Raw genomic sequence first — 25806 nt, forward strand, 5'->3', positions numbered from 1 at the left:
ATTACCAATGAGTTATAGCTGCTGATTGGAAAAAAGCCCTGACCGTCGGGCGGGCGTCATTATTTTGTCTGGTTCAATACTTGTAGAAGTGCCGCGGTTTGCGCATCCGGTGTGCCATCGAAACGTGACGGTCGGAAATGCATCTGGAAGGCCGCAATCACATGACGTGTCGCAACATCCAGTTCGCCGGTTTGCGGCGTGGGATAACCCGCGCGGGCCAGCTGTGCCTGAAACCAGCTGATGGTTGGCAGTTGTACTTCGAACTGTACTTGCTGACGCGTTACGGCCTGCTCGTTCGGCCAGACTCCCAGGCCTTCGGCAGCCAGACGCTTCCAGGGGAACAGCGGCCCCGGATCGAGCTTGCGCAGCGGGGCGATGTCGCTGTGGCCGATGATGCTGCGGGGATTGATGGCGTAACGCTTGCTGATGTCCTTGAGCAGAACGATCAGGGACTGGACCTGATCTTCGCTGTAGGGATACCAAAGGCGCCCGGCAGGGGTGTCTTTAAAACCCGGATTGACGATTTCGATCCCGATGGAACTGGAGTTCAACCAGGTCCGGCCTTGCCATTCGCTTTCCCCGGCGTGCCAGGCTCGGAGGTTTTCATCCATCAGCTTGTAGATGGTGGCGCCCTTGTCGTCGCCAATCAGATAGTGGCTGCTGACGTCGCCGTGGGTCAGCAGTTGCAGCGAGCGTTCCAGTGACGCGGAGGTGTAGTGCACCACCACGAACTGAACGCGGCTGTCGTAATTGGCTGAAGGGTGACGGGTGTCGAACCGGGGGCCGCTGGCACAACCGGCTAACAGAATCAGCGACACGATGAGAGATAGATATTTCATGGCAGAAGGCAATACACGCAAGACAGTAATGCAACAGTGTAACGTACTGCCTTGCGGGCAGACGGCCCACGCGAAGTTTTAAACAAAATGGAACAATTGCCCGTCAGCCCAGTGCGACTTGGTTACGGCCGGCATGTTTCGCGCGATATAGGGCCTGATCGGCTCTTTTAAGGACCAGATCGCTATGTTCGCCGGGCTTGAATGCAGTCAGACCCATGGAAATAGTGATGGTTACTGGCTCACCCTTAAAGTGGAAAGGGCAGGCTTCGATCGAGGCGCGCAGCTTTTCCAGCAGTTTCGCACCAGCAGCTGGCACCGTGTCTGGCATCAACAGGACAAACTCCTCACCGCCGAATCGGGCAATGAAATCCGTCCCGCGCAGGCGCTTGCGTAGCACGCTGGCGATGATTTTCAGTACTTTGTCGCCCGCCAGGTGACCATAGTTATCGTTAATGCGTTTGAAATGGTCGAGGTCGAGCATTGCCAGCAACAGGGTGTTGCCGTGTTGCTGCCATTGGTTGATTTCGTGATCCAGCCGTTCGCTCCAGGCTGCCCGGTTAGGCAGGCCGGTGAGCGGGTCGATCAAGGCTTTCTGACGCTGCTCTTCAAGATGCTCGCGGTAGCCCAGGGCTTCCTGCTCCATGTGCGCAACGCGTTCGGCCAGACTATGGAGGCGGGCCGCGACTTCCTGCTCGCGCTCGTCACGCTGCTTCTGGTGCTGGTCCATGGTGCCGAGCAGCCCTTCCAGATGGTTTTCCAGGACGTGCTTGAGATCGTCCAGGTCGGCGGCTTCCTGCATGCTGCTCTGCAAGCCGTCGACCTGCTCGCGGATCTGCGTGTCCATCTCGCGTGCGGCGGAACGGTTGTCGGCATGGCCTTCGCTGGCGGCTTGCAAGTTGCTTTGGAACGACTCGAGGCGTTCGTTTAACTGTTGCAAGTAGGCTTCGAATTCATGCTGGCCACTGTCGGTGATTGCCAGCATCAAGGTTGCAAGATCGTCGAGGATTGGCAGCAGTTCGTACCAATTCAAACCGTTTTGCAGGCGATCACGCATCGCTTCGGCTTGCGGACGATGACGCTCGGGCAGCGTCAGGTCGTCGAGCAGGCCCAGTAGCGTGTCTTCGATATGCTTGGCCACCGAGCTGTAGGACGGCTCGGGTGAGTCCGGCAGGGCGTAGAGAACATCCGGCTCGGATTGTTCAGTGTCTACGGCGGCCAGCACTTCAGCCATGGCCGGGGGCAGCGGCAGGCTGTCGAGATAGACCACCGGGGTCAGTTCGTCGGGATTGCTTTCCGGTTGAGCCTGTATTTCTGGCTCGATGATTGATGGAGCGGGTTCTTCTGGATGTTCTATGTCCGGTTGCGGTTGCGTCTCTGGAGTCTGGGCGCGCGCTCGCTCCGGCTCAAGCACCGGCGGGACAAACGCTACGACCGCAGGAGAAGGCGCTGCTGCGGGCGGAGCCTCGATCGTCGGTGGCTCGGATGCAGTAGCGGGTGCGGCAACTTTTGCGACCGCAACTTGGGGCCTATCGACCTCTGGCGCGAGATCGACAGATACCTGTGGTTTCTCGGCATGAGGCACAGCAACCGCTTCGGCATGCTGCAGGGTGGGCGTCGGGACAGCGCCGGGGACAACCTGTAATGCCGCTTCATCCGCTTCACGGCTACCAAACAGTCGCTGCAGCAAACCAGGGCGGCCGGGTTCTGTCGGGTTTTCAAGCTGATTCAGGGCTTTTCCTTGCAGACCGCTCAGTTCGCTGAGCAGCAGCGGAATTTCGCGCGCCTGCCCGACTCTTGCATCCAGATGCTTGGCGAAGTTTTTCAGCGGCCGGCTTACTTCGCGGGGCAGCGGTAATGTTTGCAGCTGCGAGACCAGCGCGGTCAATGCGGCGCTGGTCTGATTAACCCGGGTTTCCCGGCGTTGTTCGGAGTCGAGCACGGCTTTTTCCAGCCGCGGAAGCAGGGCGGCCAGGCCGGCGTCCATGTCGTCGGTGCGCACGACTTCACGCATTTCCTTCATGCATTGGTCAACGACGCGGTCGGTGCCCTCGGCTGCCAGCGTGCTGCGCACCAGGCCACGACGCAGCAGGTCGAGCCGGGTGTCCCATCGACGTTCGAGCTTTTCCTGTTGTTCGATGCTTTTGAGGTATTTTTCTTTCCAGCGCTGTGCTTCGTCGCTCATTCATGGGATCCGCGAGGGGCAGGACTCAACGCGGGCAATGCATCGGCCGTGAGCGAACCCGGCAGACGAATCTCTACCGCGACCGGCAGGTGATCGGAAATGGGTTGTGCCAGCACCTCGACCTTTTCAAGGGTCAGGGTGGGGCTCAGCAGAATATGGTCCAGACAGCGCTGCGGGCGCCAGCTAGGGAACGTCGCTTCCAGTTGCGGCGCGAGCAGGCCGAGGTCACGCAACGGGGAGTTTTGCAGCAAGTCACTGGCATGGGTATTCATGTCGCCCATCAGCACCTGGTGTTTATAGCCGCCGATCAACTCGCGGATGTAAGCCAGTTGCATGCTGCGGGCGCGAGCGCCCAGAGCCAGGTGCATCATGACCACCACCAGCGCCTCAGGACCTTCGCCAAAGCGCACCAGAATCGCCCCGCGACCCTTGGGTCCCGGAAGCGGATGATCTTCAATCGCCCACGGGCGCAGGCGGCTGAGCACACCATTGCTGTGCTGGCCGAGGCGTCCGAGATTGCGATTGAGTTGTTGATACCAGTAGGGGAATGCGCCGAGCTGGGCCAGGTGTTCGACCTGGTTGACGTAGCCTGATCGCAAGCTGCCGCCATCGGCTTCCTGCAAGGCGACCAGATCGAAGTCGCCCAGCAGATTGCCGATTTTTTGCAGATTGTTGGCACGCCCGGTGTGTGGCAACAGATGCTGCCAGCCTCGGGTCAGGTAATGCCGATAGCGCTCGGTACTGATGCCGACCTGGATATTGAAGCTGAGCAAGCGCAGACGACTGTCTGCGGGCAGGCCCGTTGATTCCAGATGATGTTCGTTGACCCGCGGATTATGCAGGCCAACGACGCGTTCAGTGCCCCAGCGGCGCATGGCAGTCGCGGCGCTTAGTTGGCAGCAGCCTTGTTAGCCGCTCGCTCTTTGTCGATCAGCTTGTCGGCCAGTTGCAATGCTTGCTCGGCGCCGCCGGCAGAGCCCACATCGAAGCGATACTTGCCGTTGACGATCATGGTCGGAACGCCGGAGATTTCGTACTTTTTGGCCAGGTCAGTGGCCTTGACGATCTGGCCCTTGATGGCGAAGGAGTCGAAGGTGGCCAGGAACTTGTCCTTGTCTACGCCCTGAGTGGCCAGGAAATCTGCCATTTCATTTTTGTCGACCAGCTTCTTGTGCTCTTTCTGAATTGCGTTGAACACCGCAGCGTGAACCTTGTTTTCGACGCCCATGGCTTCAAGGGTCAGGAACATCTGGCCGTGTGCGTTCCACGGGCCGCCGAACATGGCCGGAATGCGGACGAAGTTCACGTCGGAAGGCAGTTTCTCAACCCATGGATTGATCACGGGTTCGAAAGCGTAGCAGTGCGGGCAGCCGTACCAGAACAACTCCACCACTTCGATCTTGCCAGGCACAGCTACCGGGACGGGATTGGTCAGTTCGACATATGGCGCTGCGGGTGCTTCAGCAGCTTGGGCGGTCATGCCGAACAGGCTGGCAGCGACGAGTGCGGCGCTGATGATCAGATTACGCATGCTTTACTCCTGGACAATTTTGGTCGCCACGCGCGACCTGTTTTCAGACAGGTCCTGGCGGGCTTGAGTTCTGTAGTGTAACGGCAGCAGCCACAAAAAAGGGCGGCCAAAGCCACCCTTTTTATGCTTGCATCGACGGATTAATCGAGCGTTAACGTTGCGGGAGATGTACACCTCGCGCAACGCCCGATTCGCCGGCCTTAGTGCAGGCCTTGAATGTAGCTGGACACCGCTGCGATATCTTCGTCGCTCAGCTTTTTGGAGATGCTCTGCATCGGCTTGGTGTCGCCATCGTTGGTGCGGCCGGCTTCTTCCTTGCGGAAGTCGGTCAGTTGCTTGGCGATGTATTGAGCGTGCTGGCCGCCCAGGTGCGGGAAGCCGGCAGCTGCGTTGCCTGTACCATTCGGCGAGTGGCAGCCGGTGCAGGCTGGCAGGCCCTTGGCCAGATCGCCGCCGCGAAACAATGCTTCACCGCGAGAAACGACTTTCGGGTCGGCGGCGCCAACACTGCCTTTCTGACTGGCGAAGTAGGCGGAGATATCGGCCAGATCCTGATCACTCAGGTTGGTCAGCAGGCCGGTCATTTCCAGTACCGTGCGTTTGCCGGACTTGATGTCGTGTAGCTGCTTGTTCAGATAACGCTCGCCCTGGCCTGCCAGTTTCGGAAAGTTAGGCGCCATACTGTTGCCATCCGGGCCATGACAGGCGCCACATACTGCGGCTTTCGCCTGACCAGCAGTCGCATCACCTGCAGCATGGGCAATGCCGGAGATCCCCACGGTCAACAGCAGACTCACGATCAATTTGTTCATCAGCTAATCCAACTACGGCTAAGGGTTAAAGAGTTATGGACCGGGATCACTCGCTCATCCACTGGATGATTGCTTGGTAATCCTCGGCACTGCAGTCCATGCACAAACCACGCGGCGGCATCGCCTTGAAACCCTGGGTCACGTGTTGCACCAGCGTCTCCATACCTTTCGCCAACCTCGGCGTCCAAGCTTCCTGATCACCCTTTTTGGGCGCCATGGGTAGTTGGCCGGAATGACAGGCACCACAAACACGGTTGTACACAGCTTCCGGATCCTGTGTAGCCTGAGCGCTGTAAAGCGGCATCAAGACACCGGCAGCTAGCAGCCATTTCGTCATAAAACGACCTTTTCAGGGTTGAGAGCGTTCTGCGTTCTAGTGCGCAATCAAGGTCAATCGCTCTCGTGAACTTCATCCTACGCTGGGACAAAGCGCACACAAAATCTGCGGCATTATATACTGGCGTCACTGAAACGGAAACGACACTGCTCGCCGCGTCCATTCCCGGCGCCGCCCACATCGGAAATCCCATGCAACTCAAGAACCCCATCCTCGGCCTGTGCCAACAGTCCACCTTCATGCTCAGCGCTGCCAAAGTCGATCAATGTCCCGACGACGAAGGCTTTGAAGTGGCCTTCGCCGGGCGTTCCAACGCCGGCAAGTCCAGTGCGCTAAATACCTTGACGCACGCCAGCCTTGCGCGGACCTCAAAAACTCCGGGTCGCACGCAGCTCTTGAACTTCTTCAAGCTAGACGATGATCGTCGTCTGGTCGACCTGCCGGGGTACGGTTACGCGAAAGTGCCTATCCCGTTGAAGCTGCACTGGCAGCGTCACCTGGAAGCCTATCTGGGTGGTCGTGAGAGTTTGAAAGGCCTGATTTTGATGATGGACATCCGTCATCCAATGACCGACTTCGACCTGCTGATGCTCGACTGGGCTGTCGCCAGCGGCATGCCGATGCACATTTTGCTGACCAAAGCCGACAAGCTGACCTACGGCGCGGCGAAAAACGTCCTGCTCAAGGTTCAGGCAGACATCCGCAAGGGTTGGGGAGATGCGATCAGCATCCAGCTGTTCTCGGCGCCAAAACGCATGGGCCTGGAAGACGCCTACACTGTACTGGCGGGTTGGATGGAACTGGCGGACAAGGGCACCGAGCTCGCGGAGTAAGCTCATTTACAAAAACCGCGGGCAAAAAAAACCCCGGACTTCTTATGGGGAGGGGGAAGTTCCGGGGTTCAAGTTCCGGACCGCTAGGGCGGAGTCCAGATATCTGCCAACACTTAACACAACATTAGGAGCATCGAAGGGCTTCACCACCCATTCAGTAACTCTGAGTGGCGATTCAGGTGATTAGTTCAGAATTTTTTAACAAGCCTTTGGAATAGGCCATCGAATTTTCCGAACTAAGAGCCCTTCGGTCTTTCTGCCGCGGCACTATGCCGCAGCGGAAAACGCCTTTTCAGACGGTTCAGTGAGCCTCATCCCAGTTATTTCCTACACCAACCTCTACCAACAGCGGCACATCAAGCTTCGCTGCGTCGCTCATGTGTGCGCGAATTTCATCGCGGACCTGGTCGACCAAATCTTCACGCACTTCCAAAACCAATTCATCGTGCACCTGCAGGATGACTTTGGCGTCGAGGCCTGACGCTGTCAGCCAGCTATCCACGGCAATCATGGCTTTCTTGATGATGTCCGCCGCAGTGCCTTGCATCGGGGCGTTGATCGCCGTGCGTTCGGCACCTTTGCGCAGGGCCGGGTTTTTCGCGTTGATTTCTGGCAGGTACAAGCGACGACCGAAGATGGTTTCGACGAAACCTTGTTCGGCGGCTTGGGCGCGGGTGCGCTCCATATATTCCAGCACGCCTGGGTAACGGGCGAAGTAACGGTCGATGTAGGCCTGGGATTGCTTGCGATCAACACCAATCTGCTTGGCCAGGCCAAACGCGCTCATTCCGTAGATCAAGCCGAAGTTGATCGCCTTGGCGCTGCGCCGTTGGTCGGTGGTGACATCTACCAGTTCAACCCCAAAGACTTCAGCTGCGGTGGCTTTGTGCACGTCCAGATCGTTGCGGAACGCGTGCAGCAAACCTTCGTCCTTGGCCAGGTGAGCCATGATTCGCAGTTCGATTTGCGAATAGTCCGCTGCCAGCAGCTTGTAGCCTTTTGGCGCGACGAACGCCTGACGAATCCGACGCCCTTCAGCGGTGCGGATCGGAATGTTCTGCAGGTTCGGGTCGCTGGACGACAAGCGCCCGGTCGCCGCGACGGCCTGATGATAAGAGGTATGAATTCGCCCGGTGCGCGGGTTGATCTGTTCTGGCAATCGATCGGTGTAGGTACTTTTCAGCTTGCTCATCGAGCGGTACTGCATCAGCACTTTGGGCAGCGGGAAATCCTGTTCGGCCAGTTCCGCCAGCACGGCTTCGGCGGTGGACGCCTGGCCCTTGGCGGTTTTGCTGAGGATCGGCAGGCCGAGTTTTTCGTACAGGATCACGCCTAATTGCTTCGGCGAGCCAAGGTTGAATTCTTCCCCGGCGATGGCAAATGCCTCACGCTCGAGGGCGACCATTTTCTCGCCCAGCTCAACGCTCTGAATGCCCAGCAGGTTGGCATCGACCAGCGCGCCTTGACGTTCGATCCGTGCCAGAACCGGCACCAGCGGCATTTCGATTTCGCTCAGGACCTTGCTCAGGCTCGGGATGGCATTGAGCTTTTCCAGCAGGGTTTGATGCAGGCGCAGCGTGACGTCGGCGTCTTCGGCGGCGTAAGGTCCGGCCAGTTCCAGGGAGATCTGATCAAATGTCAGCTGTTTGGCACCCTTGCCGGCGATGTCCTGAAAACTGGTGGTGGTGTGATTCAGGTACTTGAGCGCCAGGCTGTCCATGTCGTGGCGGGTCGCGGTGGAGTCCAGCACGTAGGATTCGAGCATCGTGTCGAAGGCGACGCCTTGGACGGTGATGCCGCAGCTCTGATCGCCACCGATGGCGCAGTTGGCCAGGATGTTCATGTCGAACTTGGCGTGCTGGCCAACCTTGAGTTTGCTCGGGTCTTCCAAAATCGGCTTCAGCGCGCGCAGCACGGTATCGCGATCGAGTTGATCCGGCACGCCCATGTAGGAATGGGTCAGCGGGATGTAGGCCGCTTCGTTGGCTTGTACAGCGAAAGACAGGCCCACCAGTTGTGCCTGCTGTGCATCGATGCCAGTGGTTTCGGTGTCGAAGGCAATCAGTTTGGCGTCGTTGAGCTTCTTCAGCCACAGGTCGAAATCAGCCTGGGTGAGGATGGTGGTGTACTTGAGTTCGGTGTCGACGGCCGCTTCTTCAGCCACCGGAGCGGCGACTTCCTGGCCGGAACGCTTGGCGTCGCGCTGGTTCTCTTCGAACCAGCTCTTGAACTCAAGCAGGGTGTAGAGCTCAGCGAGCTTGTCGTGATCCGGCTTGCCCATTTGCAGGTCGTCGAGGCCGATATCCAGCGGCACGTCGATCTTGATGGTTGCCAATTGAAAGGAGAGAAACGCCATCTCCTTGTGCTCTTCGAGCTTGGCCGGCAGGGTTTTGGCCCCGCGAATCGGCAGTGTCGGGACGATGTCGAGCTGAGCATAGAGGTCGGTCAGGCCGCCGTTCACGCCGACCAACAGGCCGGAAGCGGTCTTCGGGCCAATGCCCGGAACGCCCGGAATGTTGTCGGAAGAATCGCCCATGAGTGCCAGGTAATCGATGATCTGCTCGGGAGCGACGCCGAATTTCTCCTTCACGCCCTCCACGTCCAGCGCGCTACCGGTCATGGTATTGACCAAGGTAATGTGGCCGTCGACCAACTGCGCCATGTCCTTGTCGCCGGTGGAGATCACCACCGGACGGTCGGCCGCCGCACTGCTGCGGGCCAGGGTGCCGATCACGTCATCGGCTTCGACGCCTTCGACGCAAAGGAGCGGGAAGCCCAAGGCGATCACGCTCTGGTGCAGTGGCTCGATCTGAACACGCATGTCGTCGGGCATGCTCGGACGGTTGGCCTTGTATTCGGCGTACATGTCATCGCGAAATGTCCCACCCTTGGCGTCGAACACCACGGCGAACGGACTGTCCGGGTACTGCTTGCGCAGACTCTTGAGCATGTTCAGCACGCCTTTGACCGCACCGGTCGGCAAACCTTTGGAGGTGGTCAGCGGCGGAAGGGCGTGAAAGGCGCGGTACAGGTAAGAAGAACCGTCCACCAGGACGAGGGGGGCTTGGCTCATGAGCAGGATCAACCTTTTCGGCGGGTCCGGCGCTAGAATAGCGGGACCGTTGACGACAAAGGGACAAGGTTATCATGCGCACACTAAATCGCCTGTTGCTGGCTGGGTTGTTTGCATCCGTTCCGTTGGCCGTCATGGCGGCGGACGATGCACCGACACCGGAGCCGGAAGTCACTATCCGCACGGAAGGGGATAAAACCATCCAGGAGTACCGCCAAAACGGTTTCCTGTACGCGATCAAGGTCACACCGAAGGGCGCACCGCCTTACTTTCTGGTGCGTGCGGACGGAACGGATGCAAACTTCATCCGCTCGGATCAGCCGGATATGCTGATTCCTTCGTGGAAGATTTTTGAGTGGAAGTAGTTTCTTAATTTCAATCGGCGCTGGCTCAAGCAGCGGCGCCCGTACTGGCAGTTCAAACATGTCTGTGTTCACCCCACTGGCTCGGCCCGAGCTGGAAACCTTTCTCGCCCCTTACGGGCTCGGCCGCCTGCTTGATTTCCAGGGGATTGCCGCTGGTAGCGAAAACACCAATTTCTTCATCAGCCTGGAGCAGGGCGAATTTGTCCTGACCCTGGTTGAGCGTGGTCCGGTTCAGGAGATGCCGTTCTTCATAGAACTGCTCGACGTGCTACACAACGCCGACCTGCCAGTGCCTTATGCCTTGCGCACCACCGACGGCGTCGCGTTGCGCGAACTGGCCGGTAAACCTGCGCTGTTGCAGCCACGTCTGGCTGGCAAGCACATCAAGGAGGCCAATGCGCAGCATTGCGCTCAGGTGGGCGAGTTGCTCGGCCATCTGCACCTTGCAACCCAGGCCAACATGATCAAGCGCAAGACCGATCGCGGCCTGGACTGGATGCTGGAAGAGGGCACGCAGTTGCTGTCGCACCTCAATGCCGAGCAAAGCGATCTGCTGCAACGGGCGCTGGACGAAATCACACAGCAGAAGACAAAAATTCTGGCGCTGCCGCGAGCCAATATCCACGCCGACCTGTTCCGCGATAACGCGATGTTCGAAGGCACTCACCTGACTGGGTTGATCGACTTCTACAACGCGTGTTCGGGGCCGATGCTCTACGACGTGGCGATTGCCTTGAACGACTGGTGTTCGGGCGAGAGCGGGTTGATCGACGGGCCGCGGGCGAGGGCGTTGCTTGGCGCTTATGCAGCGCTGCGACCGTTCACGGCGGCCGAGGCGGAGTTGTGGCCGACCATGCTGCGGGTGGCGTGTGTGCGGTTCTGGTTGTCGCGGTTGATCGCCGCCGAGTCGTTTGCCGGGCAGGACGTGCTGATTCACGATCCGATGGAGTTTCAGCAGCGTCTGGCGCAGCGGCAGCACGTCAGTACTCATTTGCCTTTCGCGCTCTAAAAGCTTCGCGAGCAGGCTCGCTCCCACAGGGGATCTTTAGTGGACACAAAATCTGTGTTCGCATCGATCAATGTGGGAGCGAGCCTGCTCGCGAATGGAGCGACACAAATGTCTGGGTTACAACGACTCCAGGCACCCAGCCAAATCATTCCCCAACTTCTCCAACACCTGCTCATACCCCTGAGCGGTCGCCGGCGTGTACCCGCCCAGCGCGTCCAGTTCCGCCAGCTTCACCGGTAGACCCGCCACCAGGGTTTCCGCCAGGCGCGGACGCAGAGGCGGTTCGCTGAACACGCAGGTTTTGCCGACTTCCTGCAATCGAGTGCGCATCGCCGCGACGTGCTGGGCGCCGGGCTGGACCTCAGCGGCGACGCTGAATACGCCGGCGTGCTTGAGGCCGTAGGCGTCTTCAAAGTAGTCGAAGGCCTCGTGGAATACGAAGTACGGTTTGCCCGCGATGCCGGCCAGGCGCGCCTTCAAGCGAAGATCCATGGCATCCAGACGCTCATCGAACGCCTTGAGGTTGCTCTGATAACGCGCGGCATTGGCCGGATCGGCTGCACTCAAGTCAGCAGCCATTTTTGTGGCGATAACACGGGCGTTGACCGGCGAAAGCCACAAGTGCGAGTCCAGACTGCCGGGACGGTGGTCGTGATCATGTTCGTCGGCTTCTTCTTCATGGGACTGGCTATCTTCGGCGAAATGTCGCAGTTTCAAGCCCGGTAAATCCTGCACGGCGACACTGGGCAGCGTACGACCATTCAGCACGCGGGGCAGGAAACCTTCCATGCCCGGACCGATCCAGTAAACCAGATCCACCGATTGCACCTTCCGTACATCGGATGGGCGCAAGGCATAGTTATGAGGCGAGGCACCAGGCGGCAGCAAGACTTCCGGAATCGTCACGCCGTCCTGCACCGCCGCGGCGATCAGCTGTAGAGGCTTGATACTGGCGAGAACTTTGACTTCGGCGTGCGCTGAACTGATCAGCAGAAAACTTGCGACAAATGCGACAAAGATAGAAAAAAGTCGGGACACGATGACCACTCGAAGAGGTGAGAACGGGTAACATAATAACGTCTCTCACAAAACTCGTCGCCGCTCATGCCTAAAACACCGATTGCCAGCCGTCCCCACGACCACTCTCATTGCGTCCATAGCGCATTGTCTGAGGCCGATGCTCTGTGCGCACGTCAAGGCTTGCGCCTGACCGCCTTGCGCCGGCGGGTGCTGGAACTGGTCTGGCAAAGCCACAAACCGTTGGGTGCCTACGACATTCTCGCGGTGCTCAGCGAGCAGGACGGCCGCCGCGCCGCGCCGCCGACCGTGTACCGTGCGCTGGACTTCCTGCTGGAAAACGGCCTGGTACACCGCATCTCCTCCCTGAACGCCTTCGTCGGCTGCAATCACCCGGGACACGCCCACCAGGGCCAGTTCCTGATTTGCCGCGAATGCCACGCCGCCATCGAGCTCGAACAGAAATCCATCAGCGACGCGATCATCAGTAGCGCCAAGGATGTCGGATTTGTCGTCGAAGGCCAGACCGTTGAAGTGGTCGGCCTCTGCTCAGGTTGCCAGGGGGTTTGATGAGCAACGCGCTGATCCGCCTCGAGCAGGTTGCCGTCACCTTTGCCGGGCAAATCGTGCTGGATAACATCGAGCTGAGCGTCGAGCCCGGGCAGATCGTCACCCTGATCGGCCCTAACGGCGCCGGCAAGACCACGCTGGTGCGCGCTGTACTCGGTCTGTTGAAACCGGACAGCGGCAGCGTGTGGCGCAAGCCGAAACTGCGGGTCGGTTACATGCCGCAAAAACTTCACGTCGATCCGACGCTGCCGCTGTCGGTGCTGCGCTTCTTGCGTCTGGTACCGGGCGTGGACCGCGCCATGGCCTTGGCGGCACTCAAGGAAGTCGGCGCCGAACAGGTGATCGACAGCCCGGTGCAAAGTGTTTCCGGTGGCGAAATGCAGCGGGTGCTGCTGGCCCGGGCATTGCTGCGTGAGCCGGAACTGCTGGTACTCGATGAACCTGTGCAAGGCGTCGATGTGGCCGGTCAGGCCGAGCTCTACAGCCTGATCACACGATTGCGCGACCGCCACGGCTGCGGCGTGTTGATGGTGTCGCACGACCTGCATCTGGTGATGAGCACCACCGACCAGGTGGTCTGCCTCAACCGTCACGTTTGCTGCTCCGGGCATCCCGAGCAGGTCAGCGGTGATCCGGCTTTCGTCGAGCTGTTCGGAAAGAACGCACAAAGCCTGGCGATTTATCACCACCATCACGACCACGCCCATGACCTGCATGGCTCGGTGGTCAGCGCCGCCCCGTCGGCCCCTACCCACGTTCACGGAGATAGCTGCAAGCATGGCTGATTTTCTGCTCTACGCCCTGCTTGCAGGCCTGGCCCTGGCGTTGGTCGCGGGCCCGTTGGGTTCGTTCGTGGTCTGGCGGCGCATGGCCTATTTCGGCGACACCCTTTCCCATGCCGCGCTGCTCGGCGTGGCGCTGGGTTTTCTGCTGGATGTCAGCCCTACCGTTGCGGTCACCGTAGGCTGTCTGCTGTTGGCGGTGTTGCTGGTGACGTTGCAACAGCGCCAACCGCTGGCGTCCGACACGCTTTTGGGAATTCTCGCACCGAGCACGCTCTCTTTGGGTTTGGTCGTACTAAGCTTCATGCACGAAGTGCGGATCGACCTGATGGCTTATCTTTTCGGCGACTTGCTGGCGATCAGCCCGACCGATCTGGCCTGGATACTCGGTGGCAGCGCGGCCGTTCTGGCCTTGCTGGTGACGTTGTGGCGGCCATTGCTGGCAATCACGGTGCATGAAGAACTGGCCAGGGTTGAAGGCCTGCCGGTGGCGGCGTTGCGCTTGACCCTGATGTTGCTGATCGCTGTGGTGATCGCGGTGGCGATGAAAATCGTCGGTGTGTTGCTGATTACGTCCTTGCTGATCATCCCGGCGGCTGCGGCACAACGTCACGCCCGGTCACCGGAGCAGATGGCACTGGGCGCGAGCCTGCTGGGCATGCTCGCGGTCTGTGGTGGGTTGGCGTTGTCGTGGTTCAAGGACACCCCGGCGGGCCCATCGATTGTTGTGACAGCCGCCGCACTGTTTCTGCTGAGTTTTGTCCTGCCCCGTCGAGGGGTGTAGACTTGCTCGTTTTTTGCGCAAATAGAGAGTCGCAGGAATGAAGCCGTTCGCCTCCCGTTATCTGCTCCTTGTCGCATTTTCGCTGCTACTGGGCGCTTGCCAAAGCACGCCACCGGCGGCCACCGAGGCTACCGGTGCACGGGCCACGGCCATCGCGCAGCTGCAACAAAGCCTAGCCAGCAGCGAACTGGCGACTGCTGAAGATCAACTCGCTGCCTTGCAGGCCGAGTCGCCCAACGATCAATCCCTTGAGCAATACCAGCGGCAACTGGCCGAAGCCTATCTGCGCCGCAGCCAGATCGTGCTGCAAAAAGGTGATGTGAATGCGGCTGCCACGGCGCTGAGCCGTGCCCGGGCGTTGATGCCCAAGGCTCCGGCGCTGACTGGCGGGGTCAACAACGCCATCGTCAATGCCCGCAAAGCCGAGCTGGATAGAGCCGAAGCTGCGCTCATGGCTGCCGAAGCCAAGCCACAGGCCAAGGTCATTGATCCGACGGCTGAAAGCACCACAGTTGCATTGAACCTGACTGATATGACCAAGCTTCGTCGTCAACTGGATGCGATCGCCGCCGATGTGGTGAATTACCAGTGCGACGTGAGTATTCAGGCGCCACGCACCCAGGACTTCCCTTGGTTGACCACGTTGCTGACCAAGCGCGTGAAGAAACTCGATGCGGATTTTGACCTGAATCTGGAGAAGCAGATTCTGCGCAACGTTCCGGCGCAGATGGTTCTGAGTCCGCGTAAGCCCTAAAAGCATCGTCGGATCGCCGCCCGGAGCAAGCTCGCTCCCACAGTGAATCGGGGTGTTCACACTTCTGTGATCAGCTCCGAATCCTGTGGGAGCGAGCTTGCTCGCGATAGCGTCCTCCCTATCAATACAAATCTTTAAGCCGGAATCGCCTTGGCCTTAGGCTCCCTGTCCCACACCCGATGCTGCCCGATCGCGGCAAAAAACGGTTTGATCAACTTCGCATCCGTACCCACGATCAACCCCGCATCAGCCTCGAGTTTCAACACATCCAGCAACTGTTTGGCCTCGCCCTGCAGCGCAATCGCCTTCAAGTGCTTGTATGCCTCCAACAGATAATGCAGCGCCACCCCGTCAGTGCTCAACGCCTTGATCGACGCCGCGCCACCGGGCACAAACACCGCATCGAACGCCACCGAAGGCAAGCCTTCCATCGACGCATCGACCGGCAATGCTTTGCCATCGGCGGTGGTCACAGGAGCAGAAGTCGGACCGAGCAGTTTGGCGTGCGCACCTTCGGCCTTCAGCGCTTTCTTCATGGCATCAATCGCTGCACCATCGACGCCATTGGCTGCCAGGATTGCCACTTTGCGGGTTTTGATATCCGCCGGCAGCAAGTTGGCCTGGCTCAGGGCCGGCGAGCGATCCAGTGAGGTTTTGCGTACTTCGATCGTCCCGGCTTTGGGCGCTGGCAACCCCAGGTTCTGCGCCACGCGTTTAGCCAGTTCCAGATCGATGTTGGCCAGAATCTCATTCACCTGGCGCGCGCGGATGAACTCCCGCTCAACCTTGCCCAGCTCGAAGCTGTAAGCCGAGATGATGTGCTCCTGCTCGTGCTTGCTCATGCTGTGGTAAAACAGCCGCGCCTGGGAGAAATGGTCGCTGAATGATTCGCTGCGCTGACGGATCTTGTTGGCGTCAATGCGCTCTGGATAACTTTCGAAGCCGCCATCCTGGGCTGTCGGCGGCGTTTCTTTTGGCCAACCGCTATCAATGGAGTTTGGCTCGTAGGACGCGCGGCCCTTGTCGATGGTGGTGCGATGCAGCGCATCCCGTTGACCATTGTGGAACGGTGCGACCGGGCGGTTGATCGGGATCTCGTGAAAGTTCGGCCCGCCAAGTCGGCTGATTTGCGTATCGGTGTAGGAAAACAGTCGACCTTGCAGCAATGGATCGTTGGAAAAGTCGATCCCCGGCACGATATGCCCAGGGCAGAAGGCAACCTGTTCGGTTTCGGCGAAGAAGTTGTCGGGGTTGCGGTTGAGGGTCATTTTGCCCAGTGGGGTGATCGGCACCAGTTCTTCCGGAATCAGCTTGGTCGGGTCGAGGATGTCGAAGTCGAATTTATGTTCGTTCTCCTCCTCGATGATCTGTACGCCCAGTTCCCATTGTGGGTAGTCGCCCATCTCGATCGACTCCCAGAGATCGCGACGGTGGTAGTCCGTGTCTTTACCGGCGAGTTTCTGCGCTTCATCCCACACCAGCGAACAGGTCCCGGCCGTGGGGCGCCAGTGGAATTTGACGAAGCGCGATTTACCTTCGGCATTGATCAGGCGGAAGGTGTGCACGCCGAAGCCTTGCATGCTGCGCAGGCTTTTCGGGATCGCCCGGTCGGACATGGTCCAGATCACCATGTGCGCCGACTCTGGTACCAGAGAGACAAAATCCCAAAAGGTATCGTGAGCTGAGCCACCGGTGGGTATCTCATTGTGCGGCTCGGGTTTCACCGCGTGCACGAAATCAGGAAATTTGATCGCATCCTGAATGAAAAACACCGGCATGTTGTTGCCCACCAGGTCGAAGTTGCCTTCGTCGGTGAAAAACTTCACCGCGAAACCTCGTACGTCCCGCACGGTATCGCCCGACCCACGAGGGCCCTGCACCGTGGAGAAACGGACGAAGACCGGGGTTTTTTGGCTTGGGTCTTGTAGGAACCCGGCCTTGGTCAGCACGGAATGGGTTTCATAGCTCTGGAAGTAGCCGTGAGCACCGGTGCCGCGGGCGTGGACGATGCGCTCGGGAATGCGTTCATGGTCAAAGTGCGTGATCTTTTCACGCATGATGAAATCTTCCAGCAACGATGGCCCGCGGGCGCCGGCTTTCAACGTGTTCTGGTTGTCCGAGACTTTCACGCCCTGGTTGGTGCGCAGGGCCTGTTCAGTGGCGTCGGAGCGAAATTGCTCCAGGCTGTCGAGCTTGGCATTGGTGTTACCGCGGTCCGGGGTATCGGTCCCGGCCAGTGCGCTTTTGGTTGCGGCAGGTTTTTTAGTACTCATCAGACAAAACTCCTCGTTGCGATTCCCGCCGTAGCCAGGACTCTTGAGCAAATACCCCAGGCACGGACCGGGGGCGTTTTCGAGTTGCCTAATTAGTGACTGATGACGTTTTGCGCCGTTCCTTTTTTCTAACCTTTGATCGCGTTATTGCCAAATGGAAGGTTGAATGCGGAATAAATGCTAATAACCTCTATACGGACAGGCTAAAATGCGCGCCCGGCTAACCGCTGATCCTTTTCCAACGCGCCCCACAAGGTTCGCTACGTGATCGAGTTTCAAAACGTCCACAAAACCTACCGCGTCGCCGGTAAGGATATTCCCGCCCTGCATCCGACCAGTCTGACGATTGAGAACGGTCAGGTCTTCGGTTTGATCGGCCATTCCGGTGCGGGAAAAAGTACCCTGCTGCGTCTGATCAATCGCCTTGAAGAGTCCAGTGGCGGCAAGATATTCGTCGACGGCGAAGAAGTCACTGCGCTCGACGCCAACAGCCTGCGACGCTTCCGTCAGCAAGTCGGGATGATTTTCCAGCACTTCAACTTGCTGGCGTCCAAGACCGTGGCCGACAACGTCGCGCTGCCATTGACCCTGGCCGGTGAGCTGTCCCGCAGTGAGATTGACCGGCGTGTGGCCGAGTTGCTGAAGCGGGTCGGCCTGTCTGACCACGCCAAGAAGTACCCGGCGCAGTTGTCCGGTGGCCAGAAGCAGCGCGTCGGCATCGCCCGCGCCCTGGCAACCAAGCCGAAAATCCTGCTGTGCGACGAAGCCACCAGCGCACTGGACCCGCAGACCACTGCGTCGGTCCTGCAATTGCTGGCCGAGATCAATCGCGAACTGAAGCTGACCATCGTGTTGATTACCCACGAGATGGACGTGATCCGCCGGGTCTGCGACCAGGTCGCGGTGATGGACGCTGGCGTGATCGTCGAGCAAGGTTCGGTAGCCGAGGTGTTCCTGCATCCGAAGCACCCGACCACCAAGCGCTTCGTGCAAGAAGACGAGCAGATCGACGAAAGCGAACAGCGCGACGACTTCGCTCACGTGCCGGGCCGCATCGTGCGTCTGACCTTTCAGGGCGAAGCGACCTACGCACCGCTACTGGGCACTGTCGCTCGTGAAACGGGTGTGGACTACAGCATCCTGGCCGGTCGTATCGACCGCATCAAAGACGTGCCCTACGGGCAGTTGACCCTGGCCGTTACCGGTGGCGACATGGAAGCGGCGTTCGCCCACTTCACCGCAGCTGACGTCCACATGGAGGTGCTGCGCTGATGGAAGTCCTGGCAAGTTTCTTCGTCAACATCGACTGGTTCGAAATCTGGCTGGCCACCGGCGATACCTTTCTGATGCTCTTCGGTTCGCTGTTGTTCACCGTTTTGCTCGGCCTGCCCCTGGGCGTGCTGTTGTTCCTCTGCAGCCCGCGTCAGTTGCTGGAAGCCAAAGGCGTCTACGCGATGCTGTCGCTGGCGGTGAACATCCTGCGTTCGCTGCCGTTCATCATTCTGCTGATTGTGATGATTCCGTTCACGGTGTTGATCACCGGTACGTCCCTCGGTGTCGCCGGTGCGATTCCGCCGCTGGTGGTGGGCGCTACGCCATTCTTTGCGCGACTGGTGGAAACCGCCCTGCGTGAAGTGGATCGCGGCATCATCGAGGCAACCCAGGCCATGGGCGCGACCACGCGGCAGATCATCACCAATGCCTTGCTGCCGGAAGCCCGCCCGGGCATCTTCGCGGCGATTACAGTGACAGCCATTACACTGGTGTCCTACACGGCGATGGCGGGTGTGGTCGGCGCGGGTGGTTTGGGCGACCTAGCGATCCGTTTCGGTTACCAGCGTTTCCAGCCTGATGTGATGGTCGTGACGGTGATGTTGCTGCTGGTGATCGTTCAGGTTCTGCAAACCGTTGGCGACAAACTGGTTGTCCATTTCTCCAGGAAATAAACAGTTCTCGTAAATGACAATTGAGCCGGCCATTCGCTGGCAGGCGCCGAATTCAGGCGCCTCAAACGGGCACCGCAAGCGGGCGCCCACAAGGAGTTAGCTGAATGAAAAAACTACTCGTAGCGCTCGCAACAGTTGCAGCGTTCTCTGCTCAGGCCGATGAAACCCTGACCGTCGCGGCTACCCCGGTTCCGCACGCAGAAATCCTCGAATTCGTTAAACCGGCCCTGGCCAAAGAAGGCGTGGACCTGAGGGTCAAAGTCTTCACCGACTACATCCAGCCGAACGTGCAGGTGGCCGAAAAACGTCTGGACGCCAATTTCTTCCAGCACCAGCCGTACCTCGACGAATTCAACAAGGCCAAGGGCACCAATCTGGTGGCCGTTGCCGGCGTGCACCTGGAACCGCTGGGCGCTTACTCCAGCAAGTACAAAGCGCTGACCGAGCTGCCAGGCGGCGCCAACGTGGTGATCCCGAACGACGCCACCAACGGCGGCCGTGCGCTGTTGCTGCTGGCGAAGGCTGGCCTGATCAAGTTGAAGGATTCGAACAACATCCTCGCGACCGTCAAGGACATCACCGAGAACTCCAAGGACCTGAAATTCCGTGAACTGGAAGCCGCGACCATCCCGCGCGTGCTGACCCAGGTCGACCTGGCACTGATCAACACCAACTACGCGCTGGAAGCCAAGCTTGATCCGTCCAAGGACGCGCTGGTCATCGAAGGCAACGACTCGCCTTACGTGAACATCCTCGTTGCCCGTCCAGACGACAAGGACAGCGAAGCGATGAAGAAGCTGATTGCTGCCCTGCACAGCCCGGAAGTGAAAGCCTTCATCCTCGAGAAGTACAAAGGCGCGGTATTGCCAGCGTTTTGATCTGAAGCTTTAACAAAAATGGGGCGCATCGAATGCGCCCCATTTTTTTATGCCTGAAACACTAACCTGTAGGAGCCAGGCTTGCCGGCGAAGGCGGTCTTACGGGCGCCTTCGCCGGCAAGCCTGACTCCTACAGGGGGCGTGGTGCTTAGTTACGGTTAAGCATCACCGGCAACTGTGCCACCAATTTCACGTTGTTCAACGGCGCCCGAATGAACCCACGCTGCGTCCCGTCCGGCCCGATCACCGCCAGGTTGCCGCTGTGGTCAACGGTGTAATTCGGTTTGCTGGTGTCCGCTGGAATGAACGGAATACTCACCGCGTTGGCCAGTTTCTGGATGTCTTCAACCGACGAAGCCGTCAGCCCTTTGAACTGAGGATCGAAGTAGCCCAGGTACTGCTTGAGCTGCTGGGGCGTATCGCGATTCGGGTCGACGCTGACCAGAATGATCTGCAACTTATCCACAGCCTCTGGCGGCAGTTCGCTCTTGATCTGACGCAACTGGGCGAGGGTGGTCGGGCAGATGTCCGGGCAGAAGGTGTAGCCGAAGAACAGCAGCGACCATTTGTCTTTCAGCTCGTTGACCGCCACTGGTTTGCCGTCCTGATCGGTCATCGTCACGTCCGGCAGGTTGCGGCTTTGCGGCAGCAGAATGATCCCGGCATCGATCAGAGCCGTCGGGTCGCCCTGGCCTTTTCCGGACAGCACTTTGTTGATGGTCAGGCCCAGGACCAGCGCGATCAGGGCGACGAGGATGAAGACGGTTTTCTGGGTTCGAGTCATAGGTTCAACAGTAAGTAGTGATCTACGAGCAGCGCGATAAACAGCAGGAACAAGTAGTAAATAGAGTACTTGAAGGTGTTGATCGCCGCGTGCGGCCGAGTGCCACGGTACAGCACCACGGCCCATTGCAGAAACCTCGCGCCAAGTCCCAGCGCGCAAATCAGGTAAAGCACACCGCTCATGTGGATCACGTACGGCATCAAGCTCACGGCCAGCAGCGCGAAGGTATAAAGCAGGATGTGGACCTTGGTGTAGTGCTCGCCATGGGTCACCGGCAGCATCGGGATGTCAGCCTTGGCGTACTCCTCTTTGCGGTGAATGGCCAGGGCCCAGAAGTGCGGTGGGGTCCAGGCGAAGATAATCAGCACCAATAGCAAGGGTTCGGCGCTGACATGCCCAGTGGCGGCGGTCCAGCCGAGCAGCGGCGGGGCGGCGCCGGCCAATCCGCCGATGACGATGTTTTGCGGTGTCGCGCGTTTCAGGAAGCCGGTGTAGACCACCGCGTAGCCGAGCAGCGAGGCCAGGGTCAGCCAAGCCGTCAGTGGATTGGTGAAGGCCAGCAGTATGGCTTGCCCAAGCACCGCCAATACCAAGGCAAACGTCAGCGCGGCCGCCGGTGACACTCGACCTTCGGCCAGGGGACGTTTGTGCGTGCGGGCCATGACCGCATCGATGCGTCGGTCCACCACATGATTGACGGCTGCCGCACCACCGGCACACAAGGCGATCCCCAGATTGCCGAACACCAGCACCGTCCACGGCACCCCGGCGCGGGTCGCGAGGAACATGCCGACCAGCGAGGTGATGAGCATCAGCACCACCACTTTCGGCTTGGTCAGCTCCAGGTAGTCACGCCAGATCGCCTGACTGTGACGTGCGCCGATCAGAGTCGCCATGGCATCTCTCCTTTTATTGTTATGGGCCCGGCTGAGTGTTTACGCGGGCTGAACCGCCAGCGTGCAGGGGGTTGCTGCTTGACCCGAACCAGACTGGTTCGCGCGTGATAATTGACCAGCACCATCGTCAGCAACAGTGCCGCGCCGCCCGCGTTGTGCGCGACGGCCACTGGCAGTGGCAGGTGAAACAGCACATTGCTGATGCCGAGGGTGATTTGTGCGGCGAGGGCGATCAGCACCAACCCGGCCAGCCGCGTCATGCCGACCACCTTCAGTTGCCACGCCAACCCGAGCAGCACCAGCGTCACTAACAATGCGCCTATGCGGTGAGTCAGGTGAATGGCGGTGCGGGCATCGCTGTCCAGTTGCCCGCCGAGGTAATTGGGGCCGATGTGTTGGGTCAGGTGAAAACCGTTGGCGAAGTCCGCAGGCGGCAGCCATTGCCCATGACAGGTCGGGAAGTCGATACAGGCCACCGCCGCGTAGTTGGAACTGACCCATCCACCCAAGGCAATTTGCAGAATCACCAGCAGCAACCCGGCGGTCGCCCAGTACTGCAAACGCCGTGGTACGGTCAGCGCCGGCAACACGCCGGACAATCGCAACGTCAGCAAAAACAGCAGGCTCAACGTCGCAAAGCCGCCGAGCAAATGCCCGGTGACCACTTGCGGCCAGAGCTTGAGCGTTACCGTCCACATGCCGAATGCCGCTTGGGCAATCACCACCGCCAGCAGGAACAACGGCAACTTCACTGGCTGCCCCGGGTGACGACGATGAACCCAGGCGCGGCCGGCCAATACCGAGATCAGCAGCCCCAGCGCGCCGGCGAAGTAGCGGTGAACCATCTCGTTCCAGCCCTTATGGGCTTCGACGGGAGCGTCGGGAAAATGCAGTTCGGCATGGGCCAATTGAACTTCGCTTTTCGGCACGCTGATAAAGCCATAGCAACCCGGCCAGTCCGGGCAGCCGAGGCCGGCGTGGGTCAGGCGGGTGTAGGCGCCGAGCAACACCACAATCAGTGCCAGCAAGGTGGCAAACAGCGCGAGGCGAAATCCAGGTTTGGCCATGACGATGCCCTTATCCGATGTTCGACAGTTTCAGCAAATGGCGCAGGTCGTTGAGCAGATCCTTACCCTTCACCGTCGGGTCGTAGCGCAGCACCAGATTGCCATGCGGATCGATGATCCACAGCTGTGGCACTGACTGGTCGCCGGCGGTCTTATGGAAGTCGGTCAAATTCAGGGGATAACGCTGTAATTGAGGATACTCGCGCGTCAGCTTGGCGTCGTATTCACTGCTCAGCGGTTGTGCCGCGGCCAAGGCGTGACTGGCGCGCCCGGCATCACGGCCGAGGCCGATCTGGATCTGCCGCGCCAGGTACACCAGTTGCTGGCAGTCCACCGAGCAATCCTTGGGCGCGGTCACCAGTATCTGCCAACGATCCTCCTGCGCCTGCACGCCGAGATCGGCGCGGGTCTGGCCGTTGCCGATCAGTTCGCCGTGATAGCTGCGACCTTCCGGCACCCAGAACTGCAATTTGTACATGCCGGTGGCGAGGATCATCGGACCGATCACCCCGAGCAGGATCAGCAGTAACTGCAAGCGACCTTTACGCCGACTCGCCGGCGTTTTCGCTTCAGACATGCTGGGTGGATTCATGGCCGCTCCCATGGTGTTTCTCCTTTGCGTTGTGCCAGCCGAGATAGAGATAGAGGCCGAACAGGGCGATCGACATGGCGAACCACTGCACGGCATAAGCCAGGTGTTTTTCCGGTCCCATGGCGATTACTGGCCAGTCAGCCTGGTAAGTCGCGGGACCGCTTTCTGCGCGTAATTCGTAGGCAAAACCTTCGCGATCCAGCGCCGTCCAGAGCCTGGCCGGTTCGACCGCGGTGATCAGTTGTGGCCAGGTCGTGGTGTTCGGGTCGGCGTGCAACTGGAAAGTGGCGCCGGGGGAGACGTAGACCCAGGCAACGAGGCTCAAGGCCTGAGTCGGTGTAGTGAATTGCGGTGGGGTGCGGCGATCCGGCCACGGCAGCCAGCCGCGATTGACCAGCAGCCAGAGCCCGGTCGCCTGATCCTGAAACGGTTGCAGCAGTTCGACGCCAACCTTGCCGTCGCGCTGACGGTTATCCAGCAACAGGCTGTGTGCGGCATCGAACTGGCCGTGCAGGTGAACCCGGCGGAAGGCCGGATCTGCGGTGGATTGCAGCTCGGTGCTGGCCATTGGTTCGGCGGCACGGCGCTCGGTGTAGCTTTGCAACAGCGCGCTTTTCTCTGCGCCCCGGCTCAATTGCCAGAACCCGAGTGACACCAGCATGGGCAACAACACCGCGACCACCAGGGTCGGCACGATGCCCGGCCGGAAACGCTTCATGGCGTCGCCAGAAAGTCGGTAGTCGCGATAGCTATACTCAAGTGCATCGCCTTTCCCCTGGAGTCTCACCATGCTCAAAGCAGCCATCGTCCTGATGCTGATTGCCACGGTTGTCAGCCTGTTCAGCGGCCTGTTTTTTCTGGTCAAGGACGACAGCAGCTCGAACCGCCTCGTCATTGCCTTGAGTGTTCGTGTCGCGCTGGCCGCCATCACCGTCGGCTTGATTGCCTGGGGGTTTCTCAGCGGCCAGCTGGTTTCAAACGTGCCTTGGTAAGCCTCAGAGCACGTAGACGAAAACGAATAGTCCGATCCACACCACGTCTACGAAGTGCCAGTACCAGCTCGCGGCCTCAAATCCGAATTGGTGATCGGCATCGAAATGCCCGCGCATGATCCGCATCAGCATTACAAACAGGATGATGGTGCCCATGGTCACGTGGGCGCCGTGGAAGCCGGTGAGCATGAAGAAGGTCGCGCCGTAGATCCCGGAACCCAGGGTCAGGCCCAGTTCCTTGTAAGCGTGGATGTACTCTTCGGCCTGGAAGCCGAGGAACGCGCAACCGAGCAATACGGTCAGCGCCAGCCAGATTTTCAGTGCGCCGCGATGGCCCTTTTTCAAGGCGTGGTGGGCGATGGTCACGGTGACGCTGGAACTCACCAGCAGCACGGTATTGAGCAGCGGCAGGCCCCACGGGCTGATGACATCCTTGGGGGCGGGAAAGAGTTTCGGGTCCGGGTTATTCAGCAACGGCCAGGTGAATTCGAACGTCGGCCAGAGCATGTGGGCGAGGCCTTTGGCGCCTTCACCGCCCAGTGACGGGCCAGTGATGTTGCGTACATAAAACAGTGCCCCGAAGAAGGCGATGAAGAACATCACCTCCGAGAAGATGAACCAGCTCATGCCCCAGCGGAACGAGCGATCCATCTGCGCACTGTACAACCCCTGGCGACTTTCCTTGATCACCGTGCCGAACCAGCCGAACAGCATGTAGGCGAGCAGCAGGCTGCCGACGAAAAAGATCAGTGGGCCGTGGGATTCCGGCCGCGCCGCCTTCAGGTCGTTGAACCAGGTGGCCAGGCCGAGCACGGTGACGAACATACCGACCGTGGCAATGATCGGCCATTTGCTCTGGGCCGGTACGTAATAATGTTCATGAATTGCCATTTATTGTTCTCCTTATCGGGCACGCTTTAACGCCTAGCCACCGGTATTTGCAGCAACAGCCGCGGGTGGATGACGTGCGGTGATATCGAACAGCGTGTAGGAAAGCGTCAGGTGCTTCACATCCTTGGGCATGTCACGGTCAACGATGAAACGTACCGGCATCTCGATCCGTTGACCGGGCTGCAGCACTTGCTGGGTAAAGCAGAAACATTCGGTCTTGTGGAAGTACGCCGCCGCCGCGCTGGGCGCGATGCTCGGAACCGCCTGGGCGCTCATCGGGCGATCGGTCGGGTTATGGGCGATGAAAATCATCTCGTTCACCGCTCCCGGATTCGCCACCAGTTCGTCGCCCTTGGGATAGAAGTCCCAAGACATGTCGGCGGAATTGGTCGACAGAAACTGCACGCGGACTTGCCGCGAGGTGTCGACCGTTTGTTCGCCCTCATACTGCCCGCCGGTCTTGCCGTTGATGCCGAACGCTTTGCACATCACGTCGTAGATCGGCACCAGGGCAAACCCGAAGACAAACATCGCCACCACCACCAGCAGCAGGCGCGTGACCAGCTTCTTCAAAGAAATAGAGTCAGCCACGATACAAG

The 25806-nt window shown here is 59.5% G+C and carries 27 protein-coding genes; 11 read left to right on the plus strand and 16 right to left on the minus strand.

The features are described 5' to 3' along the window. Nucleotides 1-59: 59 nt before the first annotated feature. From QFW87_RS00265 to QFW87_RS00290, 6 genes are all read right to left on the minus strand, one after another. Nucleotides 60-839 carry an N-acetylmuramoyl-L-alanine amidase gene (locus QFW87_RS00265; RefSeq protein ID WP_283182373.1) on the minus strand — a complete coding sequence of 260 codons (780 nt, stop codon included), beginning with the start codon at nt 837-839 and terminating at the stop codon, nt 60-62. A 103-nt stretch (nt 840-942) separates the two neighbouring features. Next, nucleotides 943-3021 carry a diguanylate cyclase gene (locus tag QFW87_RS00270; RefSeq protein ID WP_283189543.1) on the minus strand — a complete coding sequence of 693 codons (2079 nt, stop codon included), beginning with the start codon at nt 3019-3021 and terminating at the stop codon, nt 943-945. Further along, complete coding sequence (locus QFW87_RS00275; RefSeq protein WP_283189544.1) at nt 3018-3896, minus strand: endonuclease/exonuclease/phosphatase family protein; 879 nt, start codon at nt 3894-3896, stop codon at nt 3018-3020. Before QFW87_RS00275 ends, QFW87_RS00270 begins: the two co-directional genes overlap by 4 nt. A 14-nt stretch (nt 3897-3910) precedes the next feature. Then, nucleotides 3911-4552 carry a thiol:disulfide interchange protein DsbA/DsbL gene (locus tag QFW87_RS00280; protein ID WP_008156010.1) on the minus strand — a complete coding sequence of 214 codons (642 nt, stop codon included), beginning with the start codon at nt 4550-4552 and terminating at the stop codon, nt 3911-3913. A 200-nt stretch (nt 4553-4752) separates the two neighbouring features. Next, nucleotides 4753-5364, minus strand: coding sequence for a cytochrome c4 (locus QFW87_RS00285; protein ID WP_283182376.1), 612 nt, complete (start codon nt 5362-5364; stop codon nt 4753-4755). Between the two features lie 46 nt (nt 5365-5410). Beyond that, on the minus strand, nt 5411-5701 hold the full coding sequence (locus QFW87_RS00290; protein ID WP_008156007.1) for a c-type cytochrome: 291 nt from the start codon (nt 5699-5701) through the stop codon (nt 5411-5413). A 191-nt stretch (nt 5702-5892) separates the two neighbouring features. Between QFW87_RS00290 and yihA the strand changes: the two genes are divergently transcribed. After that, nucleotides 5893-6534, plus strand: a complete 642-nt coding sequence (gene yihA / locus QFW87_RS00295; RefSeq protein WP_283182377.1) for a ribosome biogenesis GTP-binding protein YihA/YsxC — start codon at nt 5893-5895, stop codon at nt 6532-6534. A 301-nt stretch (nt 6535-6835) separates the two neighbouring features. Here the strand turns inward: yihA and polA are convergent, their stop codons facing one another. Then, nucleotides 6836-9607, minus strand: coding sequence for a DNA polymerase I (gene polA, locus QFW87_RS00300; protein ID WP_283189545.1), 2772 nt, complete (start codon nt 9605-9607; stop codon nt 6836-6838). Between the two features lie 74 nt (nt 9608-9681). Here polA and QFW87_RS00305 point away from each other — a divergent pair, with 74 nt between their 5' ends. Both QFW87_RS00305 and QFW87_RS00310 read left to right on the plus strand, forming a co-directional pair. Further along, complete coding sequence (locus QFW87_RS00305; RefSeq protein WP_046055305.1) at nt 9682-9972, plus strand: DUF2782 domain-containing protein; 291 nt, start codon at nt 9682-9684, stop codon at nt 9970-9972. Between the two features lie 58 nt (nt 9973-10030). Beyond that, nucleotides 10031-10981: a homoserine kinase gene (locus QFW87_RS00310; protein WP_283182379.1), complete on the plus strand. Its 951-nt coding sequence runs from the start codon at nt 10031-10033 to the stop codon at nt 10979-10981. A gap of 117 nt (nt 10982-11098) precedes the next feature. On the opposite strand, the gene QFW87_RS00315 is transcribed toward QFW87_RS00310, so the two are convergent. Beyond that, on the minus strand, nt 11099-12019 hold the full coding sequence (locus QFW87_RS00315) for a zinc ABC transporter substrate-binding protein (RefSeq protein ID WP_283189546.1): 921 nt from the start codon (nt 12017-12019) through the stop codon (nt 11099-11101). Between the two features lie 66 nt (nt 12020-12085). Here QFW87_RS00315 and zur point away from each other — a divergent pair, with 66 nt between their 5' ends. From zur to QFW87_RS00335, 4 genes are read left to right on the plus strand one after another with little or no spacing between them, the layout of a single operon-like run. Then, nucleotides 12086-12568, plus strand: coding sequence for a zinc uptake transcriptional repressor Zur (zur, locus tag QFW87_RS00320; RefSeq protein WP_033059798.1), 483 nt, complete (start codon nt 12086-12088; stop codon nt 12566-12568). Next, nucleotides 12568-13353 carry a zinc ABC transporter ATP-binding protein ZnuC gene (gene znuC, locus QFW87_RS00325; protein ID WP_283182381.1) on the plus strand — a complete coding sequence of 262 codons (786 nt, stop codon included), beginning with the start codon at nt 12568-12570 and terminating at the stop codon, nt 13351-13353. Before zur ends, znuC begins: the two co-directional genes overlap by 1 nt. Next, entirely contained in the window at nt 13346-14134 is a 789-nt protein-coding gene (gene znuB, locus QFW87_RS00330) for a zinc ABC transporter permease subunit ZnuB (protein WP_046044875.1), read from the plus strand. The genes znuC and znuB overlap by 8 nt, the downstream gene beginning before the upstream one ends. Nucleotides 14135-14171: 37 nt before the next feature. Beyond that, nucleotides 14172-14888: a PA5502 family lipoprotein gene (locus QFW87_RS00335; RefSeq protein ID WP_283182382.1), complete on the plus strand. Its 717-nt coding sequence runs from the start codon at nt 14172-14174 to the stop codon at nt 14886-14888. A gap of 134 nt (nt 14889-15022) precedes the next feature. Here the strand turns inward: QFW87_RS00335 and katE are convergent, their stop codons facing one another. Then, on the minus strand, nt 15023-17161 hold the full coding sequence (katE, locus tag QFW87_RS00340) for a catalase HPII (protein WP_283189547.1): 2139 nt from the start codon (nt 17159-17161) through the stop codon (nt 15023-15025). Between the two features lie 264 nt (nt 17162-17425). On the opposite strand from katE, the gene QFW87_RS00345 reads away from it, so the two are divergent. From QFW87_RS00345 to QFW87_RS00355, 3 genes are all read left to right on the plus strand, one after another. Beyond that, nucleotides 17426-18433 (plus strand): methionine ABC transporter ATP-binding protein, encoded by a 1008-nt coding sequence (locus QFW87_RS00345; protein ID WP_056738424.1) that lies wholly within the window; start codon nt 17426-17428, stop codon nt 18431-18433. Continuing rightward, nucleotides 18433-19107: a methionine ABC transporter permease gene (locus QFW87_RS00350; RefSeq protein WP_149628620.1), complete on the plus strand. Its 675-nt coding sequence runs from the start codon at nt 18433-18435 to the stop codon at nt 19105-19107. Before QFW87_RS00345 ends, QFW87_RS00350 begins: the two co-directional genes overlap by 1 nt. Nucleotides 19108-19211: 104 nt before the next feature. Further along, on the plus strand, nt 19212-19985 hold the full coding sequence (locus QFW87_RS00355) for a MetQ/NlpA family ABC transporter substrate-binding protein (protein WP_283182384.1): 774 nt from the start codon (nt 19212-19214) through the stop codon (nt 19983-19985). A gap of 148 nt (nt 19986-20133) precedes the next feature. Here the strand turns inward: QFW87_RS00355 and QFW87_RS00360 are convergent, their stop codons facing one another. Genes QFW87_RS00360 through QFW87_RS00380 form a run of 5 tightly spaced genes read right to left on the minus strand, consistent with a single transcriptional unit; the run spans nt 20134 to nt 24042 of the window. Then, nucleotides 20134-20769: an SCO family protein gene (locus tag QFW87_RS00360; protein ID WP_283189548.1), complete on the minus strand. Its 636-nt coding sequence runs from the start codon at nt 20767-20769 to the stop codon at nt 20134-20136. Then, complete coding sequence (gene cyoE, locus QFW87_RS00365) at nt 20766-21665, minus strand: heme o synthase (protein WP_008152463.1); 900 nt, start codon at nt 21663-21665, stop codon at nt 20766-20768. The genes QFW87_RS00360 and cyoE overlap by 4 nt, the downstream gene beginning before the upstream one ends. After that, nucleotides 21653-22732 carry a COX15/CtaA family protein gene (locus QFW87_RS00370; protein WP_283182386.1) on the minus strand — a complete coding sequence of 360 codons (1080 nt, stop codon included), beginning with the start codon at nt 22730-22732 and terminating at the stop codon, nt 21653-21655. The genes cyoE and QFW87_RS00370 overlap by 13 nt, the downstream gene beginning before the upstream one ends. A 10-nt stretch (nt 22733-22742) precedes the next feature. Further along, nucleotides 22743-23336, minus strand: a complete 594-nt coding sequence (locus QFW87_RS00375; RefSeq protein ID WP_095127244.1) for a hypothetical protein — start codon at nt 23334-23336, stop codon at nt 22743-22745. Then, nucleotides 23302-24042, minus strand: coding sequence for an SURF1 family protein (locus tag QFW87_RS00380; RefSeq protein WP_283182387.1), 741 nt, complete (start codon nt 24040-24042; stop codon nt 23302-23304). The genes QFW87_RS00375 and QFW87_RS00380 overlap by 35 nt, the downstream gene beginning before the upstream one ends. 70 nt (nt 24043-24112) lie before the next feature. Between QFW87_RS00380 and QFW87_RS00385 the strand changes: the two genes are divergently transcribed. Next, a complete protein-coding gene (locus tag QFW87_RS00385; RefSeq protein ID WP_283182388.1) occupies nt 24113-24316 on the plus strand; it encodes a twin transmembrane helix small protein in 204 nt (67 codons plus the stop codon). 3 nt (nt 24317-24319) lie between these two features. Here the strand turns inward: QFW87_RS00385 and QFW87_RS00390 are convergent, their stop codons facing one another. Both QFW87_RS00390 and QFW87_RS00395 read right to left on the minus strand, forming a co-directional pair. Beyond that, nucleotides 24320-25207, minus strand: coding sequence for a cytochrome c oxidase subunit 3 (locus tag QFW87_RS00390; RefSeq protein ID WP_283182389.1), 888 nt, complete (start codon nt 25205-25207; stop codon nt 24320-24322). 33 nt (nt 25208-25240) lie between these two features. Next, nucleotides 25241-25798, minus strand: a complete 558-nt coding sequence (locus tag QFW87_RS00395) for a cytochrome c oxidase assembly protein (protein WP_150657828.1) — start codon at nt 25796-25798, stop codon at nt 25241-25243. Nucleotides 25799-25806 lie beyond the last annotated feature (8 nt).

It is taken from the genome of Pseudomonas sp. PMCC200344, assembly GCF_030053095.1.
GTDB lineage: Bacteria > Pseudomonadota > Gammaproteobacteria > Pseudomonadales > Pseudomonadaceae > Aquipseudomonas > Aquipseudomonas svalbardensis.

Excerpts from the sequence above, each read along its gene's own strand:
- QFW87_RS00265 (WP_283182373.1), bottom strand. The coding sequence starts at position 839 with ATGAAATATCTATCTCTCATCGTGTCGCTGATTCTGTTAGCCGGTTGT.
- QFW87_RS00270 (WP_283189543.1), bottom strand. The coding sequence starts at position 3,021 with ATGAGCGACGAAGCACAGCGCTGGAAAGAAAAATACCTCAAAAGCATC.
- QFW87_RS00275 (WP_283189544.1), bottom strand. The coding sequence starts at position 3,896 with ATGCGCCGCTGGGGCACTGAACGCGTCGTTGGCCTGCATAATCCGCGG.
- QFW87_RS00280 (WP_008156010.1), bottom strand. The coding sequence starts at position 4,552 with ATGCGTAATCTGATCATCAGCGCCGCACTCGTCGCTGCCAGCCTGTTC.
- QFW87_RS00285 (WP_283182376.1), bottom strand. The coding sequence starts at position 5,364 with ATGAACAAATTGATCGTGAGTCTGCTGTTGACCGTGGGGATCTCCGGC.
- QFW87_RS00290 (WP_008156007.1), bottom strand. The coding sequence starts at position 5,701 with ATGACGAAATGGCTGCTAGCTGCCGGTGTCTTGATGCCGCTTTACAGC.
- yihA (WP_283182377.1), top strand. The coding sequence starts at position 5,893 with ATGCAACTCAAGAACCCCATCCTCGGCCTGTGCCAACAGTCCACCTTC.
- polA (WP_283189545.1), bottom strand. The coding sequence starts at position 9,607 with ATGAGCCAAGCCCCCCTCGTCCTGGTGGACGGTTCTTCTTACCTGTAC.
- QFW87_RS00305 (WP_046055305.1), top strand. The coding sequence starts at position 9,682 with ATGCGCACACTAAATCGCCTGTTGCTGGCTGGGTTGTTTGCATCCGTT.
- QFW87_RS00310 (WP_283182379.1), top strand. The coding sequence starts at position 10,031 with ATGTCTGTGTTCACCCCACTGGCTCGGCCCGAGCTGGAAACCTTTCTC.
- zur (WP_033059798.1), top strand. The coding sequence starts at position 12,086 with ATGCCTAAAACACCGATTGCCAGCCGTCCCCACGACCACTCTCATTGC.
- znuC (WP_283182381.1), top strand. The coding sequence starts at position 12,568 with ATGAGCAACGCGCTGATCCGCCTCGAGCAGGTTGCCGTCACCTTTGCC.
- znuB (WP_046044875.1), top strand. The coding sequence starts at position 13,346 with ATGGCTGATTTTCTGCTCTACGCCCTGCTTGCAGGCCTGGCCCTGGCG.
- QFW87_RS00335 (WP_283182382.1), top strand. The coding sequence starts at position 14,172 with ATGAAGCCGTTCGCCTCCCGTTATCTGCTCCTTGTCGCATTTTCGCTG.
- katE (WP_283189547.1), bottom strand. The coding sequence starts at position 17,161 with ATGAGTACTAAAAAACCTGCCGCAACCAAAAGCGCACTGGCCGGGACC.
- QFW87_RS00350 (WP_149628620.1), top strand. The coding sequence starts at position 18,433 with ATGGAAGTCCTGGCAAGTTTCTTCGTCAACATCGACTGGTTCGAAATC.
- QFW87_RS00355 (WP_283182384.1), top strand. The coding sequence starts at position 19,212 with ATGAAAAAACTACTCGTAGCGCTCGCAACAGTTGCAGCGTTCTCTGCT.
- QFW87_RS00360 (WP_283189548.1), bottom strand. The coding sequence starts at position 20,769 with ATGACTCGAACCCAGAAAACCGTCTTCATCCTCGTCGCCCTGATCGCG.
- cyoE (WP_008152463.1), bottom strand. The coding sequence starts at position 21,665 with ATGGCGACTCTGATCGGCGCACGTCACAGTCAGGCGATCTGGCGTGAC.
- QFW87_RS00370 (WP_283182386.1), bottom strand. The coding sequence starts at position 22,732 with ATGGCCAAACCTGGATTTCGCCTCGCGCTGTTTGCCACCTTGCTGGCA.
- QFW87_RS00375 (WP_095127244.1), bottom strand. The coding sequence starts at position 23,336 with ATGGGAGCGGCCATGAATCCACCCAGCATGTCTGAAGCGAAAACGCCG.
- QFW87_RS00380 (WP_283182387.1), bottom strand. The coding sequence starts at position 24,042 with ATGAAGCGTTTCCGGCCGGGCATCGTGCCGACCCTGGTGGTCGCGGTG.
- QFW87_RS00385 (WP_283182388.1), top strand. The coding sequence starts at position 24,113 with ATGCTCAAAGCAGCCATCGTCCTGATGCTGATTGCCACGGTTGTCAGC.
- QFW87_RS00390 (WP_283182389.1), bottom strand. The coding sequence starts at position 25,207 with ATGGCAATTCATGAACATTATTACGTACCGGCCCAGAGCAAATGGCCG.